The organism is Micromonospora narathiwatensis, from assembly GCF_900089605.1.
GTDB lineage: Bacteria > Actinomycetota > Actinomycetes > Mycobacteriales > Micromonosporaceae > Micromonospora > Micromonospora narathiwatensis.
The window spans coordinates 5,033,554-5,049,745 of the sequence record NZ_LT594324.1 but is presented as its reverse complement, the minus strand read 5'-3'; the positions used below and the strand labels follow the sequence as shown (position 1 = coordinate 5,049,745).

The 16,192-nt window shown below is 73.0% G+C and carries 15 protein-coding genes; 6 read left to right on the top strand and 9 right to left on the bottom strand.

The genetic code is table 11. The features are described from left to right. Window positions 1–32 precede the first annotated feature (32 nt). Window positions 33–698: a GTP cyclohydrolase I FolE gene (gene folE / locus GA0070621_RS22065; RefSeq protein WP_091199090.1), complete on the top strand. Its 666-nt coding sequence runs from the start codon at window positions 33–35 to the stop codon at window positions 696–698. Window positions 699–748: 50 nt separating this feature from the next. On the opposite strand, the gene GA0070621_RS22060 is transcribed toward folE, so the two are convergent. Both GA0070621_RS22060 and GA0070621_RS22055 read right to left on the bottom strand, forming a co-directional pair. Beyond that, window positions 749–1,444 carry a hypothetical protein gene (locus GA0070621_RS22060; RefSeq protein WP_091199088.1) on the bottom strand — a complete coding sequence of 232 codons (696 nt, stop codon included), beginning with the start codon at window positions 1,442–1,444 and terminating at the stop codon, window positions 749–751. Continuing rightward, complete coding sequence (locus GA0070621_RS22055) at window positions 1,441–3,993, bottom strand: FtsK/SpoIIIE domain-containing protein (RefSeq protein WP_197674098.1); 2,553 nt, start codon at window positions 3,991–3,993, stop codon at window positions 1,441–1,443. The genes GA0070621_RS22060 and GA0070621_RS22055 overlap by 4 nt, the downstream gene beginning before the upstream one ends. Window positions 3,994–4,274: 281 nt before the next feature. Between GA0070621_RS22055 and GA0070621_RS22050 the strand changes: the two genes are divergently transcribed. Next, entirely contained in the window at window positions 4,275–4,835 is a 561-nt protein-coding gene (locus GA0070621_RS22050) for an Rv0361 family membrane protein (RefSeq protein ID WP_091199084.1), read from the top strand. Window positions 4,836–4,837: 2 nt separating this feature from the next. On the opposite strand, the gene GA0070621_RS22045 is transcribed toward GA0070621_RS22050, so the two are convergent. From GA0070621_RS22045 to GA0070621_RS22015, 7 genes are read right to left on the bottom strand one after another with little or no spacing between them, the layout of a single operon-like run. Next, the gene (locus GA0070621_RS22045) at window positions 4,838–5,437 is read right to left on the bottom strand and encodes a hypothetical protein (protein ID WP_091199083.1); all 600 of its coding nucleotides are present in this window, start codon (window positions 5,435–5,437) and stop codon (window positions 4,838–4,840) included. Window positions 5,438–5,449: 12 nt separating this feature from the next. Further along, window positions 5,450–6,619, bottom strand: coding sequence for a M23 family metallopeptidase (locus GA0070621_RS22040; RefSeq protein WP_167667148.1), 1,170 nt, complete (start codon window positions 6,617–6,619; stop codon window positions 5,450–5,452). Then, window positions 6,616–7,173, bottom strand: coding sequence for a hypothetical protein (locus tag GA0070621_RS22035; RefSeq protein WP_091199076.1), 558 nt, complete (start codon window positions 7,171–7,173; stop codon window positions 6,616–6,618). The genes GA0070621_RS22040 and GA0070621_RS22035 overlap by 4 nt, the downstream gene beginning before the upstream one ends. Beyond that, on the bottom strand, window positions 7,170–9,095 hold the full coding sequence (locus tag GA0070621_RS22030) for a hypothetical protein (protein WP_091199074.1): 1,926 nt from the start codon (window positions 9,093–9,095) through the stop codon (window positions 7,170–7,172). Before GA0070621_RS22030 ends, GA0070621_RS22035 begins: the two co-directional genes overlap by 4 nt. Window position 9,096: 1 nt before the next feature. Beyond that, complete coding sequence (locus GA0070621_RS22025) at window positions 9,097–12,519, bottom strand: ATP-binding protein (protein ID WP_091199072.1); 3,423 nt, start codon at window positions 12,517–12,519, stop codon at window positions 9,097–9,099. 49 nt (window positions 12,520–12,568) lie between these two features. Then, on the bottom strand, window positions 12,569–12,931 hold the full coding sequence (locus GA0070621_RS22020) for a hypothetical protein (protein ID WP_073837722.1): 363 nt from the start codon (window positions 12,929–12,931) through the stop codon (window positions 12,569–12,571). A gap of 12 nt (window positions 12,932–12,943) precedes the next feature. Further along, entirely contained in the window at window positions 12,944–13,258 is a 315-nt protein-coding gene (locus tag GA0070621_RS22015; protein WP_091199071.1) for a hypothetical protein, read from the bottom strand. 356 nt (window positions 13,259–13,614) lie between these two features. Between GA0070621_RS22015 and folP the strand changes: the two genes are divergently transcribed. The 4 genes from folP to GA0070621_RS21995 all read left to right on the top strand — a co-directional run bounded on the left by folP (window position 13,615) and on the right by GA0070621_RS21995 (window position 16,142). Further along, window positions 13,615–14,481, top strand: a complete 867-nt coding sequence (folP, locus tag GA0070621_RS22010; protein WP_091199070.1) for a dihydropteroate synthase — start codon at window positions 13,615–13,617, stop codon at window positions 14,479–14,481. 233 nt (window positions 14,482–14,714) lie between these two features. Further along, window positions 14,715–15,074, top strand: coding sequence for a dihydroneopterin aldolase (gene folB / locus GA0070621_RS22005; RefSeq protein ID WP_091199068.1), 360 nt, complete (start codon window positions 14,715–14,717; stop codon window positions 15,072–15,074). After that, window positions 15,071–15,598, top strand: a complete 528-nt coding sequence (gene folK, locus GA0070621_RS22000; protein WP_091199066.1) for a 2-amino-4-hydroxy-6-hydroxymethyldihydropteridine diphosphokinase — start codon at window positions 15,071–15,073, stop codon at window positions 15,596–15,598. The genes folB and folK overlap by 4 nt, the downstream gene beginning before the upstream one ends. 55 nt (window positions 15,599–15,653) lie before the next feature. Next, window positions 15,654–16,142, top strand: a complete 489-nt coding sequence (locus GA0070621_RS21995; RefSeq protein WP_091202720.1) for a DUF3180 domain-containing protein — start codon at window positions 15,654–15,656, stop codon at window positions 16,140–16,142. The last annotated feature ends 50 nt before the right edge of the window (window positions 16,143–16,192 follow it).

Here is a 16,192-nt window from a genome sequence, read left to right as displayed (position 1 = left end):
ACACGGACGCCGCGGCCAGCCCCGACAAGGGGCTGGCCGCCTCGTCGACCGAACCCGACGGTGACGAGGCCCTCGACTACGTCGCCGCACGCCTGATCAGCGGCAAACTCACCGGCCGGCCGGTCGAGGAGACCATGGACCTGGCCCGGATCGAGAAGGCCGTCCGGGAGATCCTGATCGCCGTCGGCGAGGACCCGGACCGGGACGGCCTCCAGCAGACGCCCGCCCGCGTCGCCCGCGCGTACGCCGAACTCTTCGCCGGCCTGCGGGTCGACCCGGCGCAGGTGCTCAGCACCACCTTCGAGGCCAACCACGAGGAGTTGGTGCTCGTCCGGGACATCGACGTGATGAGTCTCTGCGAGCATCACCTGCTCCCGTTCCGGGGCAGCGCGCACATCGGCTACATCCCCGGGCCGGACGGACGGATCACCGGGCTGTCGAAGCTGGCCCGGCTGGTCGAGGTCTTCGCCCGCCGCCCCCAGGTGCAGGAACGGCTCACCTCGCAGATCGCCGACCTGCTGATGAGCAAGCTGGCCCCGCGTGGCGTCGTGGTGGTGCTCGAATGCGAGCACATGTGCATGGCGATGCGCGGCATCCAGAAGGCCGGCGCCAAGACGATCACCTCGGCGGTCCGGGGCACCCTCCAGCACGACGCGAAGTCGCGCGCCGAGGCGATGGCCCTCATCATTCCTCGGTAACGCCCTCGGAAGCGGAGGGTTCCCTCCCACACCACGCGTCGGGCGGGCGGTCAGCCGGCCAGCATCGCCAGGACGATCCCGGCGGTGGTCAGCACCGCCGGGACCAGGCACACCAGCGCGCCGAACCGGGGTGTCCGGTCCACCCGGTCCTGCGGGCGGGGCCGGAACAGCCGCCCCACCGCGAGCCAGCCCAGCATGAACGCGACCGCCGGCATCGGCAGCCCCACCACCAGCGCCGCGATCGTCGCGGGACCGGTGCCGGTGGCGAGGAAGAGCACCACCTGGACCAGCGGGACCACCAGCGCCAACGGCCCGTACACCAGCAGGTTGCGGGGGCGCGACGGCCAACGCGCCAGCCGGGGCAGACCGCGCGCGGCGAGCGTGTCCTCGGCGGCCTCCGCCCAGCCACGGGCGTTACGCAGGCAGGCCAGCACCGCCGCCGGACCGGCCGTCATCGACCGGGCCGCCTCGGTGACCTCCGGTGGCGTCGGCATCAGCGAGATCGCCGGTACGCCCCGCTCGCGCAGCCGCGACTGCTGGTCGGCCAGGCGCTCCCGTATCGCGGTCAGCTCCTCCCGGGCCGCCGCCACCGACCGGGCCTGCTCGCCGGCGGCGGTCGCCGCGGCCCGGCGTACCCCGTCGAGCTGCCGGGCGGCGGCGACGTAGTCCGCCCAGGCGACCGCGACCGGGTCGACGTCGGCCGTCGGGCCGCCGGGCCGGGGCGCGGGAACCGTCGCCTCGCTCATGCCGGCTCCTCCCCGAACGGCACCAGGACCGTCCCGTGCTCACCGGGGCCGTCCCAGAGCACCGCCCGTCCCGGTCGGGGCCGCCACAGCACGGGCCGGTCGAAAAGCTGCTCCAGCCGGCCGCCCGGCACGTCCGTCACCACCACGGCGGTCAGCTTGTCGACCTCGCCCTCCGGGCCGAGCAGCCCCGCCAGCGGCGCCACCGAGCGCCACCAGCCGAGCAGGTGCCGCCCGGCCGGCGGCCCCTCCAACAGCAGCGCCCGCAGCCGGTCGGCCGGCAACTCGGTCGCGTCCGGCACGTCCAGCCCGAACACCACCAGGTAGCCCGGCTCACCGGCCTCCAGCGCGACCCGTAGCCCGGCCACGTCGACGGTCGCCACCTCATGCCGCTCGGCCAGCTCGGCGGCGAGCGCCGCGGCCGGCTCATCCGACCCGTTCGCCAACGGCGCCAGCACGAACCGCGTCGAGCCGTGGTGCGCGGCCACGCTCCGGACGGCCGTGACCAGCAGCCGCTCGGCCTCATCGTCCCGGCCCAGCACCGCCAGGTTCCGGCCGGCGGCCGGCCCGAGCGGTACGGCGGCGGTCGACCGGCGTACGTCCACCGCCCGGCCGAGCAACGCGGCCGGGGCGTGCGCCCGACCGGCCAGGGCGGCCCGGTAACGCGGGTCGTTGGCGAGCAGCGGGCGCGCGTACCCGGCGAAGACCACCGGCGGGGTGGTGTCCTCCGGGCGGGCCGACCAGAGTCGGTGCCGCAGCTCGGCGAGGAGATCCTGGTTCTCGTGCGGGTCCGGGAAGCGGATCATCCGCTCGTGGCCCCGGGTCGCGCCGCGGGGCCCGCCCAGCCCGCCGGCGGTGTTCACCACCGCGCTGCCCACCGGCAGGCCGGCCGCCGCGTCGTTCGTCGGCTCCAACACCGCCGCACCGCCGGGCAGCGCCACCCGGACCGGGAACTGGCCGAGCAGCGGGTCGCGCGGGCCGCCGATGCCGAGGTCACCCTCGCCGGCCAGGACCAGATGGATCCCGTACGCACGTGCGGCGCGGGCCAGCGCCTCCAGCCGGGCGAGGAGGTCCGTGGCCAACCGGTCCCGTTCCCGCAGCAGCAGCGGGAAACCATCGATCACGCAGACGATCCGGGGCAGCGGCTGGTGCTGGCGTAGCTCCGCGTAGCGCTGCCCACCGGCGCGCCGGCCGGCGTCCTCCCGGCGGCGCAACTCCGCCTCCAGCTCACCGAGCAGGTCCGCCACGTACTCCCGGTCGGCGGCCATCCCGGCGGCCCGCACCTGCGGCACCCAGGACCGGTCCCGCTCGGTCTGCAGGAACTCCACGAAGGACTCGCCCTCGTCCAGGTCCGCCAGATACAGCGTCAGCTCGTCGGGACCGTACCGGGCGGCCAGACCGAACAGCACATTGGTGAGGAACGCCGACCGCCCCGCCTGCGAGCGACCGCTGACCAGCCAGTGCGGGGTCAGCTCGGTGAAACCGAGGCTGACCGGCCGGCCGGCGGCGTCGCCAACCGTCGTGGTGAGCCCGTCGACGGAGCCCGACGCCCACAGGTCACCGGCCGGGAGCAGGTCGGTCAGGGCGAGCCGGGAGCCGTCCTCGATCTGCTGGGCCAGCCGGCGGCAGACGTCGGTGACCAGTTCCTGCGGCGGGTCCTCCTCGACGAGGACCGGAGAGTTCAGGCCACCGGGCGGCTCGGCTCCGGGGCTGCTCAACCCCGTGCCCGGCGGGTCGCCCACCAGCGCGTAGGCCGTGCGTATCGCCAGCGGAGTGGCCTGAGGCAGCGGTGTGCCGGCGGGCCAGCCGGCCACCACCAGGTGCAGACCCGCATGGTGGCCCTGGGCGGCCAGTTCCCCGAGCCGGGTGAGGTCGCTGGGGGCGGTACCGTCGGGCAGGGCGGCCACCACCAGCAGCAGCGTCCGGTCGTGCCCGCGTTGCCGGGCCGTGCCGGCGGCCACCCACTGCTCGGCCTCGGTCAGGACCGCCCGGAGCCCCGCCACGTCGGTGGCGGGCGGCGGCAGCAGTCCCGCGTCGGCCAGCGCCGCGAACCCGGCGAAAATGTCCCCGTCCCCTTTCACCGCCCCGGCGTCGGCCCTGGCACCGGTACCGTCCACCGCGCGACCCAGCAGGGCGCCGGCCGGGGTGGCGGCGAACAGCCGGAGCAGGAGGGCCCGGAGCAGCCCGGCCACCCGTGGGTCGCGGGCGTCGGTGTCGACGCTCAGATGCCCACTGCCGAGCAGCGGTACCAGTGCCGGGAACCGGGCGTCGTCCAATGGGGCCCCAGTGCCGACCCGGACCACCGGTGGCGGGCCGTCCCCCGGTGGGGTGGTCGGGGTCAGTGTGTCCAGCGGGGCGCCGGCCCAGCCCGGGGCGGCGAGCGCCGCCGCCGTCCGGAGCCGCTCCGCCAGCTCGTACTGCCGATGGTGGTCGGCCGGGGCGGGCCGGATCTCGTCGAGGATGCCGGCCGCGGCGGTCGCCGTGGCCCCGGCCCTGCGGTGCAGCACAGCGGCCCGGCCGGCTCGCGCCTTCGGACCCGCCATCGCGTCCACCTCACTTCCCGAGGCCGACATCTCCTCCCCGAGGTGTGACGGTATCCCAGTTGAGGTCCGTCCTCAGGGATGTCGGTCGGCGCTGCGCCGGTCATTGCGTCAGCGGTGAGCAGGCTCACCATGGGAGCCGCTCAGCCCGCCACGTGCCCGGACCCAGGCTCGTACCGGCTGGGGCTGACCCTGCCCGCGCCGCGTCCGATCGCCCGGCGGTTCGCCACGATCCGGGGATCTGGGGCATTGGGTACGGGCGGCGCAGCGGATAGCCTCAGGAGGTGGAATCAGTGCAGCCCCCCGCCGGTTCCCAGGTCTCCCGCGTACCGGCGCAGCGGACCCCGCCCGAGCAGTTGGCGCCCCCCGCGCCGGCTCCGGCGCCGGAACGTCCGCGCCAGCGGCTGCGTACCGTCCTCGCGGTTGTGGCAGGGCTGCTGGCGCTGCTCTGTGCAGGCGGTGCGGTCGTCGGCTATGTGCTGTACGACCGTGCGACCGCCCCCGACCGCAGCGCCCCCGACGTGGTGGTGGACAACTACCTACGTGCGTTACTGGTCTCCCGCGACGACACGAAGGCAAACGAGTATGCCTGCGGGGCCGGTGCTGATCTCGCTGCCGTCGATGGTCTTCGAGGCGAACTGGAGCGGCGTGAGACGAACTTCAACGTTGTTGTCCGGGTGAGCTGGGGACCCCTCACCAGCGTGAAGAATGCCGATGGTGAGTCAGTCACCACAACCTTGACCATTTCTAGCTCGGCCGACGGTCAGACACGGAGCAGCAGACGTGAGGACTGGCAGTTCCAGGTGGTCGACAGGGGCGGTTGGCGCGTCTGCGCCGGAGAAAAAATCGACTGACGTTACTCGAGCCAGAGCAGGTGGACCGGGACCTCTAACGTGGTCGGTGCCTGACCACGCCACGCCCACCGGTACCACTCGATCTCCGGAGCCACCCGGACGCAGATGTCCCCGTCCGCGCCGGAGTAGGTCTCGGTCACCGCGCGGAGGTCGCGCTGCTCGGCCGTTCCCGACACGTGCACCACGCGCCGGCCGACCACCGAGTCCGCCTCGAAGACCGGGGTGGGCGGGCGATGAGCGGGCGCGTCGAGGGAGACCAGGCGGAGGCCCGTATGGGGCTGGCGGCCGGACGGCAGGCGTTCGCCGACCGTCTCCACCCAGACCCGCTCCACCGGTACCAGCGGCGCGAACACCTCCACCTGCTCTGACTCGGCGCGATACCACTCGTGTTCCGCGATGACCGGCACATACGTCCGGCTGCCCTGTACCACCCGCTCGTCGGCCCGCAGATCAGCCCGCCAACCGAGGCCGGGCAGCCCGACCAGCACCCGCCGGCCGCGCAGTTCGATCCGGCCGGTGGCGGGAACGATCTCGACTGGTCGGGGTGGCTTCGGCGCCCAGTCGGGCTGGCCCGCAAAGGGGTCGGGCAGTGGATTACTCATGGGTCGGCGACCTTACGTTTTGCCGTTCAATGGAGCGCCGCGATCCCACATGAACGGCACCGGGTTGATCGCGCCCCGGCTTGACCGGTCGGCGTCCACGTGCACCTCGAAGTGCAGGTGCGGGCCGGAGGAGTTCCCGCTGCTCCCGGAGTGGCCGATCACCTGGCCGGCCGCCACCGACTGCCCGGGCACCACGCCGGGGCGCTCCACCATGTGGCAGTAGCGAGTGATGTATCCGCCGGCATGCAGGATGTCCACGAACCAGCCGCAACCACCCTTGCCCGGCCAGCCGTCGCGGTCGCAGTCCCGCCGTCCTGAGTGGTCGGGATCGCAGCGGGCCACCAGCACCCGACCGGCGGATGCCGCGTGGATCGGGGTCCTCTTGTTCGCGGCGATGTCGACGCCGTTGTGGCTGGGGCGTTCCGCGGTGCGGAAGCCGGAGCCGACGCCACCGGGGATCGGGGCGGTCCAGCCGGAGGCGGCGATCCGGGTGCCAGCGGCAGCGTCGCAGACCGCCTTGCCGGCGATCTCCACGGTGCGGGCGGCGCCGCCGGCGAGCGCGTCCACGATCCGGCCAGCCAGGTCCTCGTGCTTCGCGTAAGCGTCGGGAAAGGCACTGACCTGAACCCGCTGTGCCACCACGGTCAGCGGTCGCTGCTGCCAGTTCGGCACCTGGAGCAGCTTCTCGTAGAACTTCCGCGCGGTGTACGAGGGCGTCATCCGCTGCTGAACACTGCCCCAGCCGGGTCGCTGCTGGAACAGGCCGAGCGAGTCGTGGTCGGAGCCGATGCCCTCGTGCGGCAGCGCCAGCGAGGCCGGCACCGTGCTGTTGGCGAGGTTGCGCAGGGCGGACTCCTGCATCGCGGTCGCCAGTGCGATCACCCATCCACGAGCGGGCAGGTTCATCTCCTGGCCGACCTTGATGATGATGGCCGCGTTGCGTAGCTGGCCGTCGCCGTACTCACTGAAACGTGGCATGTCCCCGGTGATGTTGACCTGGTAGGCGGGGTCGCAGGCCAGGCTGGCGGTCAGCCGGTCCTTCTCGTCGCCGCCCAGCTCGGTGAGGAAGAACGCGCCGGCGCCGCCGGCGCAGCAGAGCAGGGTGAGCACCGCGGTCACGACAGCGGACAGGAAGCCGAGCCGCAACTTCCGCCGGCCCGGGACCCGGCCCGCCGCGCTCACTGCCGCTCCCAGTCGACCGCGTCCACCAGCCAGTGGCCGTCCGGTGCCACCAGTTCGAGCCGGAGCTGGCCGTTGTCGAGCGGGATCAGCGCCTCCACGAAGGTCTCCGTCCGGGGCCGGAGGGCCACCTCGCCGGTGACCCGTCGAGCGGGCACACTCTCCGGGTCCGCGCCGGTCAGCTTCTCGATCAGCGCGGGCGTGGCGAGCGGCTGCAGGTGGGCCTGCCACTTGTCCGCGCTGCTGCCCGGGCCGGTCAGCCAGGCGGTGGTGAAGCGAGCGGCGGCCTGCTCGGGGGGCAGCTCGCCTGGGCGCGTCTTCGGGGTCGGCGCGGCCGAGTTGGCCAGCACCCCGTCATCACCGGCCTCCGGGTCGACCGTGCTGATCGGCTCGCGTGGCCGGTTGCTCAGGCCGGCGGTCGGATCGACCGGCCCCGACACCAGCCGGGCCGCCCCGATGACGCCGAAGACCAGGGCGGCGATCACGAGCGCGATGCCGAGCCGGGATCGCAGTACCCGGGTGAACAGGAATTCCAGCGCCCGACGCATCGACATCACCGCGCCTCGGAGCGCACTCGGGGAGTCGGTTTGGCCGGCGTGCGGTCGGCCGAGTCCGGCCGGTAGATGGCGAAGGAGGGAGCCTCCTCAGGCACGTCCGGCTCCGTCCAACTCGCCGGCTGCCGGCGCGGACGAGGCGCTGTCCGCCCGCCCTTCCGCTCGGGCGCGGGGGCCTCGTCGGCAGATTCCCGCCCGTCCGGCCGCTCACGCTCGCTGGCCGTGGCACTGTGCGACGGATCCTCGTGCCGGGCCTCGGGCCGCAGGCTGCTCTGGTCGGTCGTCACGCCGCGCCGCCGGCTGACCGCAGGCTCGGCGGTGCCGCCCGGCTCGGCCACGTCCAGCCGGGCCGCGATTCGCATGTCCCGGAAGAACCGGCGGTGCCAGGAGCCGGCCGAGCTGATCGCCTCGCTGCTGTCCTTGCCACCGAGCTGGGTGATCCGTCGGTACGGGCGGAGCAGCAGCCAGCCCACCACACCGCAGAGCCAGACCAGGACCACCTGCAGCCAGCCGGGCAGGGTCGGGGTGTTCATGATGAGGTCTACGGCGAACAGGTAGATGGCCGCGCCGGTGCCGAAGATGGCGATGTTGAAGACGGCCGCCACCACTGCGTTCGCGAGCCGGCGAAGCCCGGCGCTCGCCGGGCGCATCAGACCGACCGTGCCGAGGATCGGCGCGGCGATCACCGCCCAGCGGAAGATCAGGAAGCCGAGCAGCACCAGCAGCGAGGCGGTCAGGTCGAACATTGCGAAGAGCAGCGAGGCCAGCACCGCGATGAAGCCGGCGCCGATCCGGTCCATGTCCCGGACACCCCTGAGGTATTCGTACGCCTCCGGGTCCTCCGTCTTGATCTGCTCGGCGACCCGGGCCCACTGCTGCTGCTTGGCCTTGATCGTGGCCTCGCGTGTCGCCGGGTTCTGCCGGAGCTTCTCCGACTCTTCCCAGGAAAGCGACTTGGCGTCGTAGAGCGCCTGGCCGTACTTGTTGGCGGTCTCGCTGTCGGCCGAGCCGAGCACCCCCCGCAGCCAGTTCCGATACAGCATCGTCTCGGTGGCGGTGTCACTGGCCCGGACGGCTGGGAGACGGTGGTCCTTACACGCCTCCGGGTTCGGGTCGTCGCATTGGCCGGCAGGCGTGTCCCGAGTTGCCGGGCCGACGGCGTCGTGTACGACGCCGAGTGTGGTGATCAGGGTGTTGTCGGCGATGTTCGCCGACTTCACCGGCCAGGCGGCCAGGGCGGTCACCGCCACCATCACCAGCACCGCCCAGCCGGCCGTGGTCATGGCGTTGCTCATGTCCGACTGGCGTGACCGCCAGATCAGGTAGAGGCCGACCACGCAGAGCGTAATGATGCCGAAGACGCTGAACACCTTCTGGTAGACGGCCTTGGTGGCCTGCTCCACCAGCGGATCCGCCCAGCGCCACATCGACCGTGGGTCCCAGGCCCGCTCCCGCAGTGCGTTCGACGCGCCGATCACCGCGTTCGCGAACATGAACTCGCCGTTCGCGACCATGTTGGTGAAGCGGTAGTCCGGGTGAAGGACCGATGACGCGCAGCCGCCGTCGACGTCGTACGTCGTGTAGCTGTACCCGGCGTAACCGTAGTCGCTGTAGAGGCCCTTCGGGCCGGGAAGCTTCGCGGAGTCGGGCCGGGAGGCGAACCAGCCGGCGAGGCCTGAGTCCGGCGCGCTGGGCACGGGTGCGTTGCGACAGGTGACCTGATCGTCAGCGACTGAGTGCAGCTTGGCGACGCAGGCGCGGAAGTCGGCCTGCCACTGCTTGGTGGTGCACAGCTCAGCCGGTGCCGGGGTGGGTTCTGCGGCGTACGCGGGTGTGGCCCCGACCAGCGGCCAGGAGATGGTGGCCCCGGCGAGTACGCCGAGCGCGAGGAGGAGCGCCGCGATCCGTGCCCGGGCCCTCGCCATGTCACGCCTCCAGATCAGCCAGGACGGTCGGTAGCGCCCCGGCCGACTGGGCGACCGCGGCGGGGGTGGTGTCCAGGTGTTCCAGCAGTCCGTCGACGTACGACACGTCGACCCGGACCTTCTGCACGCGCCCGTCGACGTCGCGCATCACGAACTCGCGGAAGCCGAGCCGGGTGGCCGATCCGGAGTCGGCCTGGGACAGCGACGCCAGGGTGGCTTCGTAACCGTCGTCGACCGGCACCCGGAGCAGACGCAGCGCCTCCGAGGCGATCTCGGCGTCCTCGGCGATCCGGCCGACGAACACGGTGGAGACGAGGTTCTGCACGTCGAGGCCGAGGATGTCCTTCGGGTTCTGCGAGGCGACCAGGGCGGCGAGGTTCCACTTGCGCGAGTCGCGGGCGAGGCGGACCAGGAACGACCGCCCGGAACGCCAGCCCTCCATGAAGTGCGCCTCGTCCAGGCCGACCAGCTTGCGGGAGGACATCGAGCCGCCGTAGCAGCGCCGGACGGCGAGCCGGTGCGCGGTGTGCAGCATCGGCAGGGCGAGTGCCTCCTCGGCCGACCAGTACTCGCGTTCGATCTTGAGGTCGGGCAGCCGGAGCCCGGCCATGGTGATCACGGTGAGCGCGGCGTCGGCGCCGAGCAGGTTCTCCGGCGGCCGGCCGAAGAAGAGCATGGCCAGCGGCATCTCGGCCGTGTCCAGCAGCAGGTTCGCCAATTCCCGGCCGGCCTCGTCGTCCAGCCCTTGAAGGCAGGCGACCACGTCGTCCAGGGTGGACGTCTCTTCGGCCGGCACCTGGCGTACGGCGTGCCGGAACAGGGTCGCGGTGGACGCCTCCCGGGCCACCTGCGGCGGCACCAGCATCATGCAGATGTCCTGCACCAGCATGCGTCGCTCGGCGCGGGCGTTGGAGATGGCGATCTCGAACTCCCGGTCGCCCGCCGGCCCGTCGCTGAACTCGCTCCGCAGCGGCGTCGGGATCAGCGCGTACGGGGCGAGGGTGCCCTGCTCGGAGCCGGTCAGGTTGAGCACGCGGGAGTACGGCGCCAGCTCCGGCATCGCGCAGAGCCGGGCCAGCGGGCCGGACGGGTCGAGCAGGGTCACCTGGACGCCGCGCCGGGCGGCCAGGTAGCCGAGCGCGCCGAGCAGGGTGGACTTGCCGCCACCCGGTTCGGCGACGAAGACCGCGAGGCCGGAACGCTCCCGGACCTCCATCGGGAAGTGCAGGTCGAGGAAGACCGGCCGGCGGCAGGTGCCGGCGGTACGGCCGATCAGGTCGCCGCGCCGGTCGCCGACCGTGGAGGCGGCCTGCGGCAGCGCCGCGGCGAGCAGATTGACCGGCATCCGCCGGACGTAGCCGGTGTTGGCGATCGGCTCGCCGGGGATGAACTCGCGGGCCAGCCAGTCCTGGTTCTTCGGGTGCTGGAGCGAGATCCGCAGCTCACGGGAGTAGAGCTGGATGAGCCGGCGGGCCCGCTCCAGGCACTCCTCCCGGGTCCGGCCGCCGACCGCGATCCGGTGCCAGCCGTGCGCACGGGCCGAGTCGACCGGCAGGCCGGTGGTCATCTCGTCGCCGATCACCAGCGCCCGCTTGGCGAGCCGTTCCAGCTCCGGCGGTGCGTCGATGCCGTGTTCGGCGTAGTCGAGCTGCTGGGAACGGATCATCCGGAGCCGGTGCTCCAGGTTCCGGAAGGAGTCGCCGGAGCCGAGGATGTCCACCCGGGTGGACAGTTCCATCGGCCATGGCAGCCGCTCGTGGAAGTGCAGCCAGGGCTCGTGCCGTTCGGGGATCTCCAGCGGCTCCATCCGACCGACGGCGAGTACGGCCACGTGCCGCTCCTCGCCGGTCATCCGGTTGACCAGCTTCACCGTCGAGCCGTACGGGGTCCGGTAGCGCTCCACCTGCTCGGTGAGGGCGAGCAGGTCACCGTGCTCCCACCGCCCGTTGGTCACCGGGGAGAGCGCGCCCGGCGGCGCCATGCAGAGCGCGACGGAACGGTAGAGCAGCCATTCCAACTCCTGTGCGCTCACCCGGCGTCCGCGCATGCCGAACGCCCCGAGCACCTCGTCGAACTGCTCGACCGTGCGGCCCAGCTTGCGGCGCTCGCCGTCGGCGGTGCCCCGGCCGAAGGTGCGCAGCAGCCGTTCGGTGAGCGAGTCGCCCAGCGACCGGCGGGCGAAGGTGACGCCGAGGTAGGTCTGCCCCTCCGCGTGGTTGACCGCCATCAGGTGTCGCTGCGCGGCGACCAGGTGGTCGGCCCAGCCGGGTGTGCCGGCTACGTCGGGCAGCGGCGACGCGGTGTGCCCGTCGATGGTGCGCGCCCACTCGTCGGCCGGGAAGGGGCGGGTGGTGCGGCGCAGGTGCAGCCGGAAGCCGGCCAGGCCGGCGTACTGCTCGGAGATCGCCGAGAGCAGCGCCTCCCGTTCGGCGTCGGGGCGGAACGCCCACCGCACCTCGGGCAGCCAGTACCAGGCGGTGACCGTGTTCGGGGTGAAGGTGAGATGGCCGGCGATCTCGGTGATCGCCAGTTCCACCGACGGGTCGCGGTCGCCGAATTTGATCTTCGGGGCGCGTACCCGGACCGGCTTGACGGGCTTGCCGCCGCGCTCCGCGGAGCGCTGTCGAGGTGGGGTCACCTCCCGGCTGGCGGGGGCGGCGACCTCGCGGCCGTTCGGCCGGGCCGCCTCCGCCGCGCGTCGGTCGCCTCGCCGGCCGGGCCGGTCGACCGTGGGCTCGGGGTCGGCCAGTTCCGGCTCGGTGGTCGGCCGGAGCGCGGGCAGCCGCTCGCCGGGCTGGTGCGGCACCCGGGTACGGGTCGCGGTTGCCGGATCGGGGGCGGCCGTCCGCTCGGCGGGCCGGTCCGGCGGCTCGGTGGCGTGGCCGGTCTCGGTGAGGTCGCGGGTCCGGCCGACCGGGCGTACGCCCGGGGCGCTCTCCCGCCGTCGGGCGGCGGGTGGCTCGTCCGGTGTGTCGCCGCCAATGGTCGGGGGCGGCGTGGCCGGCTCGGCCGGGGCGGCGGGCTGGTGCGGGATCGGCGGCACCTCCCGCCCGATCCCCCGGCGGGGCGGCGCCACCACGGGTGTCGGCTCGGCCGGGGCCGCCGCGGGCGGACTCGGGGGACGGGCGGCCGGACGCCGTACGCCGGGTTGTGCGCCGCCGAAGAGGTCGAGGAAGGGCGAGTCGATGTCGCCGTTGTCGCCGACCGCCGGCACCCGCTGCTCGTGGCCGGAGGCGCGGGGCCCCGCCGGTCGCGGCGGCTGGAAGACGCCGACCCGGCCGTGCCCGGGGCTGGTCACCAGCGCCGGATCCAGCGCGACCTCGTCCGGCTCCTCGGCCTGAGGGTAGTCGAACGATCGCGCTCGGTTACCGTGCGGGCCGACCGAACGCCCGGCCGGGGAACCCGGCGTGGAAGAGCGACTCATGCGACCGCCTCACCCGCGTCGTTCGGCTGCGCCATCGGCGTACGCCCGGTCATGCCAGTTCCTCCCGGATCCTGATCCGGCTCGCCACCAGGCGCGGGTCGCGCAGCTCGGCCGCCGGCTCCCGGGTACGTCGCCAGTCCGTCAGCGCGGTCCGGATGACCATGCGCGCCGGCCGGTCCGGATCGACGTGCCGGAAGATGAACGAGGTGGTCACGATGGCGAGGGAGATCTCCCAGGCGGGGAAGAGCTCGACCTGCAACGTGAACAACCAGTGGATGAACATGTAGAGGGGTACGAGCAGCATGAACAGGCCGTACTGGGCGTACGGCAGGTGGACGGGGAGGGTGTACCCGGGCGGCCCGAGATAGACGAGACGAGCCCGGTAGATGTCGTCGTCGGTGCGCAGCCGCATGGTCGCCCGCGCCTATTGGAAGATCAGGTTGATCAGGTAGTCGCCGACGAAGAAGAGTGTGGCGGCGCCCGCGATGAAGGCCAGGCCGACGATGGCGATCGCCGAGCTGGTCAGCACCTTGGAGATCTCGCCCCGGCTGGCCCGCCCGATGAAGATGACGCCGAGCACCGCGAGCAGGATCGGCGCGATCTTGCTGGCGAAGAAGGTGACGATATTTTCGGTGGCGATGCCCTTGGGGGCCGGCTCGGCGAGTGGAGTCGACGCCAGGGCGTGGAGCGCGTGGTCGACGGCGGCGTACGCCGTCCCCATGAGCTCGATGGCGATCACTGGAAACCTCCCCATGTCGCGGCCGGCGGCGCCGCGTCGTGCAAGTAGGCAAGCCTGGCGGGATGGTGCGTACTGAACAAAGCGTTCCTGACGCTGTGTTCGTCACCCACCACGGAGAGTGGTGAGCTTTGGGGGGATTTTTCCCGCTTCGGCCCTCCCTCCAGGCTTCGCCATCTCGATGCTGGGCAATTCCAAAGCGTACGGGCCGGGCACCTTTGCGACAACCCGCGAAGAGTCGACCGGAAGCGACCCGGGTGACCGATCGTACACCTGTTCCAATTCGCATGTCAGGGCCGTCGCCGACGGTGCTCCCCCGGGCCACCGGAAGCCCTGCTGGTGACCGGTACTGTCGGGTCGTGACCGATCTGGTGCGGGCGCAGGTCCCGGTGCTGATGGGCGTCCTCAACGTCACGCCCGACTCCTTCTCCGACGGCGGCCGGTACGCCGATCTCGACGCCGCAGTCGGACACGGAGTGCGACTGCGCGCGGAGGGCGCGGACCTGGTCGACGTGGGCGGCGAGTCCACCCGGCCCGGCGCCGACCGGGTCGACGCGGAGACCGAGGTCGCCCGGGTGCTGCCGGTGATCCGCGCGCTGCACGCCGCCGGCATCCCGATCAGCATCGACACCAGCCGGGCCCGGGTGGCCGAGGCGGCGCTCGCCGGCGGCGCCGACGTGGTCAACGACGTCTCCGGCGGCCTCGCCGACCCGGACATGGCCCGGGTGGTCCGTGACGCCGGCTGCCCCTGGGTGCTCATGCACTGGCGGGGACACTCCCGCGAGATGCGCGAACTGGCCAACTACGGCGACGTGGTGGCCGACGTCCGGGCCGAGCTGAGCCAGCGGGTCGACCAGGCGCTGGCCGCCGGGGTCGCCGCCGAGAAGATCATCATCGATCCCGGGCTCGGCTTCGCGAAGACCGCCGCGCACAACTGGGAACTCAGCGCCCGCCTGTCCGAGCTGGTGGACCTCGGCTTCCCGCTGCTGTTCGCGTCGAGCCGCAAGTCGTACCTGGGCCGGCTGCTCGCCGACGCCGACGGCACCCCCCGACCGACCTCGGAACGCGAGGCGGCCACCATCGCCACCAGCGTGCTCGCGGTGGCGGCCGGCGCCTGGGGGGTACGCGTGCACGACGTGCGGGGCACGGCCGACGCGCTGGCCGTCTGGCGGGCCACCGGCAGCCCGCGCCTGCTGTCGAACACCACGGACGAGGGGGACCGGTGAGCGCGAGGAGTGAGCCGGTTTTGCGAGCCCCGCAGTCGCGAACGAAGGGGGCACTGTGAGCGCGAGGAGTGAGCCGGTTTTGCGAGCCCCGCAGTCGCGAACGAAGGGGGATCGGTGAGCGCGAGGAGTGAGCCGGTTTTGCGAGCCCCGCAGTCGCGAACGAAGGGGGATCGGTGAGCGCGAGGAGTGAGCCGGTTTTGCGAGCCCCGCAGTCGCGAACGAAGGAGGCACCGGTGACCGACCGGATCGAGCTGACCGGCCTGCGCGCGCACGGCCGGCACGGCGTGTACGACTTCGAACGCGCCCAGGGGCAGGAGTTCGTGGTGGACGCGGTGCTCGAACTCGACCTGGCCCCGGCCGCGCGCTCGGACGAGGTGACCGACACCGTGCACTACGGCGAACTGGCCGAGAAGCTGGTCGCGGTGATCACCGGTGAACCGGTCAACCTGATCGAGACGCTCGCCGACCGGTTGCTCGCGGTCTGCCTGGCCGCACCGCTGGTGGCCGCCGCCACGGTCACCGTGCACAAGCCCGAGGCCCCGATCCCGCACGCCTTCCGCGACGTGGCCGTGACGATGCGGCGTACCCGGTGACCCGGGCCGTGCTGTCGATCGGCGGCAACCTCGGCGACCGGCTCGCCCACCTGCGCGCGGCGGTGGCCGCGTTCGACGACGCGGTGCTGGTGGTCTCCGGTGTCTACGAGACTCCACCGTGGGGCGACGCCGGGCAACCCGCGTATCTGAACGCGGCGGTGCTGGTCGCGGACCCGGCGGCGGGCGCGCGCGACTGGCTGGTCCGGGCCCGGGCCGCCGAGGCGGCGGCCGGGCGGATCCGCGACCCGGAGCGCCGGTACGGGCCGCGCACCCTCGACGTCGACGTCATCGCGGTCTGGGACGAGGCCGGGCAGCCGGTGCTCAGCGACGACCCCGAGCTGACCCTCCCGCACCCCCGTGCCCACCTGCGGGCGTTCGTGCTGCGGCCGTGGATCGACATCGAGCCGCACGGCCGGCTGCCCGGGCACGGCTGGCTGACCGACCTGCTCAACGCCGAGCCGTTGGCCTCCGACGCCCTGGAACTCACCCCCCGACCGGATCTGGCGTTAGAGTCGGACGCATGACCCAGTGGAGCCGGACGGCATGACGCAGTCCCCGCGCGACCCCGATCGTTTCCGGATGGGTCCGACCCGGATCTCCACGTTGGTGGTGGCCGGCCTGGCCGCCGCGGCGGTGGCCTGGCTGCTGATCAGCAGCTTCTACTACGAGGTGGCGCCCAGCCTGCCCTGGCTGCCGGTGGTCACGCTCGTCGGTCTGGCCGTGCTGGAGGGGTACGCGGCCGTCAACACCCGCGGCAAGATCGAGGGTCGCCCCGGGCGGGAGCCGCTGAACCCGCTGCTGGTCGCCCGGTTCGTGGTGCTGGCCAAGGCCTCGGCGCTGGCCGGAGCCATCTTCGCCGGCTTCTACGCCGGCCTGACCGGCTGGCTCTTCATCGAGCGGACGAACGCCGCCATCGGCGACCGGCCGGCCGGTGTGGGCGGCGTGCTCGCCTCGCTCGCGCTGGTCGCCGCGGCGCTCTGGCTGGAACGGTCCTGCCGGGTGCCGGAGCAGGAGGACGACGAGGACCGCGAGCCCGGCGACCGGGAGAGCCGGCCCGGCCAGCGCTGATCCGGGGGTTCCCACCATCCCGGCCCGCAGGTACCGTCCCTGGCGACCGG

What these genes read in the sequence shown, in the direction of transcription:
- GA0070621_RS22060 (WP_091199088.1), bottom strand. Translation starts at nt 1,444, where the DNA reads ATGAGCGAGGCGACGGTTCCCGCGCCCCGGCCCGGCGGCCCGACGGCC.
- GA0070621_RS22045 (WP_091199083.1), bottom strand. Translation starts at nt 5,437, where the DNA reads ATGAGTAATCCACTGCCCGACCCCTTTGCGGGCCAGCCCGACTGGGCG.
- GA0070621_RS22030 (WP_091199074.1), bottom strand. Translation starts at nt 9,095, where the DNA reads ATGGCGAGGGCCCGGGCACGGATCGCGGCGCTCCTCCTCGCGCTCGGC.
- GA0070621_RS22020 (WP_073837722.1), bottom strand. Translation starts at nt 12,931, where the DNA reads ATGCGGCTGCGCACCGACGACGACATCTACCGGGCTCGTCTCGTCTAT.
- GA0070621_RS21995 (WP_091202720.1), top strand. Translation starts at nt 15,654, where the DNA reads ATGGGTCCGACCCGGATCTCCACGTTGGTGGTGGCCGGCCTGGCCGCC.
- GA0070621_RS22025 (WP_091199072.1), bottom strand. Translation starts at nt 12,519, where the DNA reads ATGAGTCGCTCTTCCACGCCGGGTTCCCCGGCCGGGCGTTCGGTCGGC.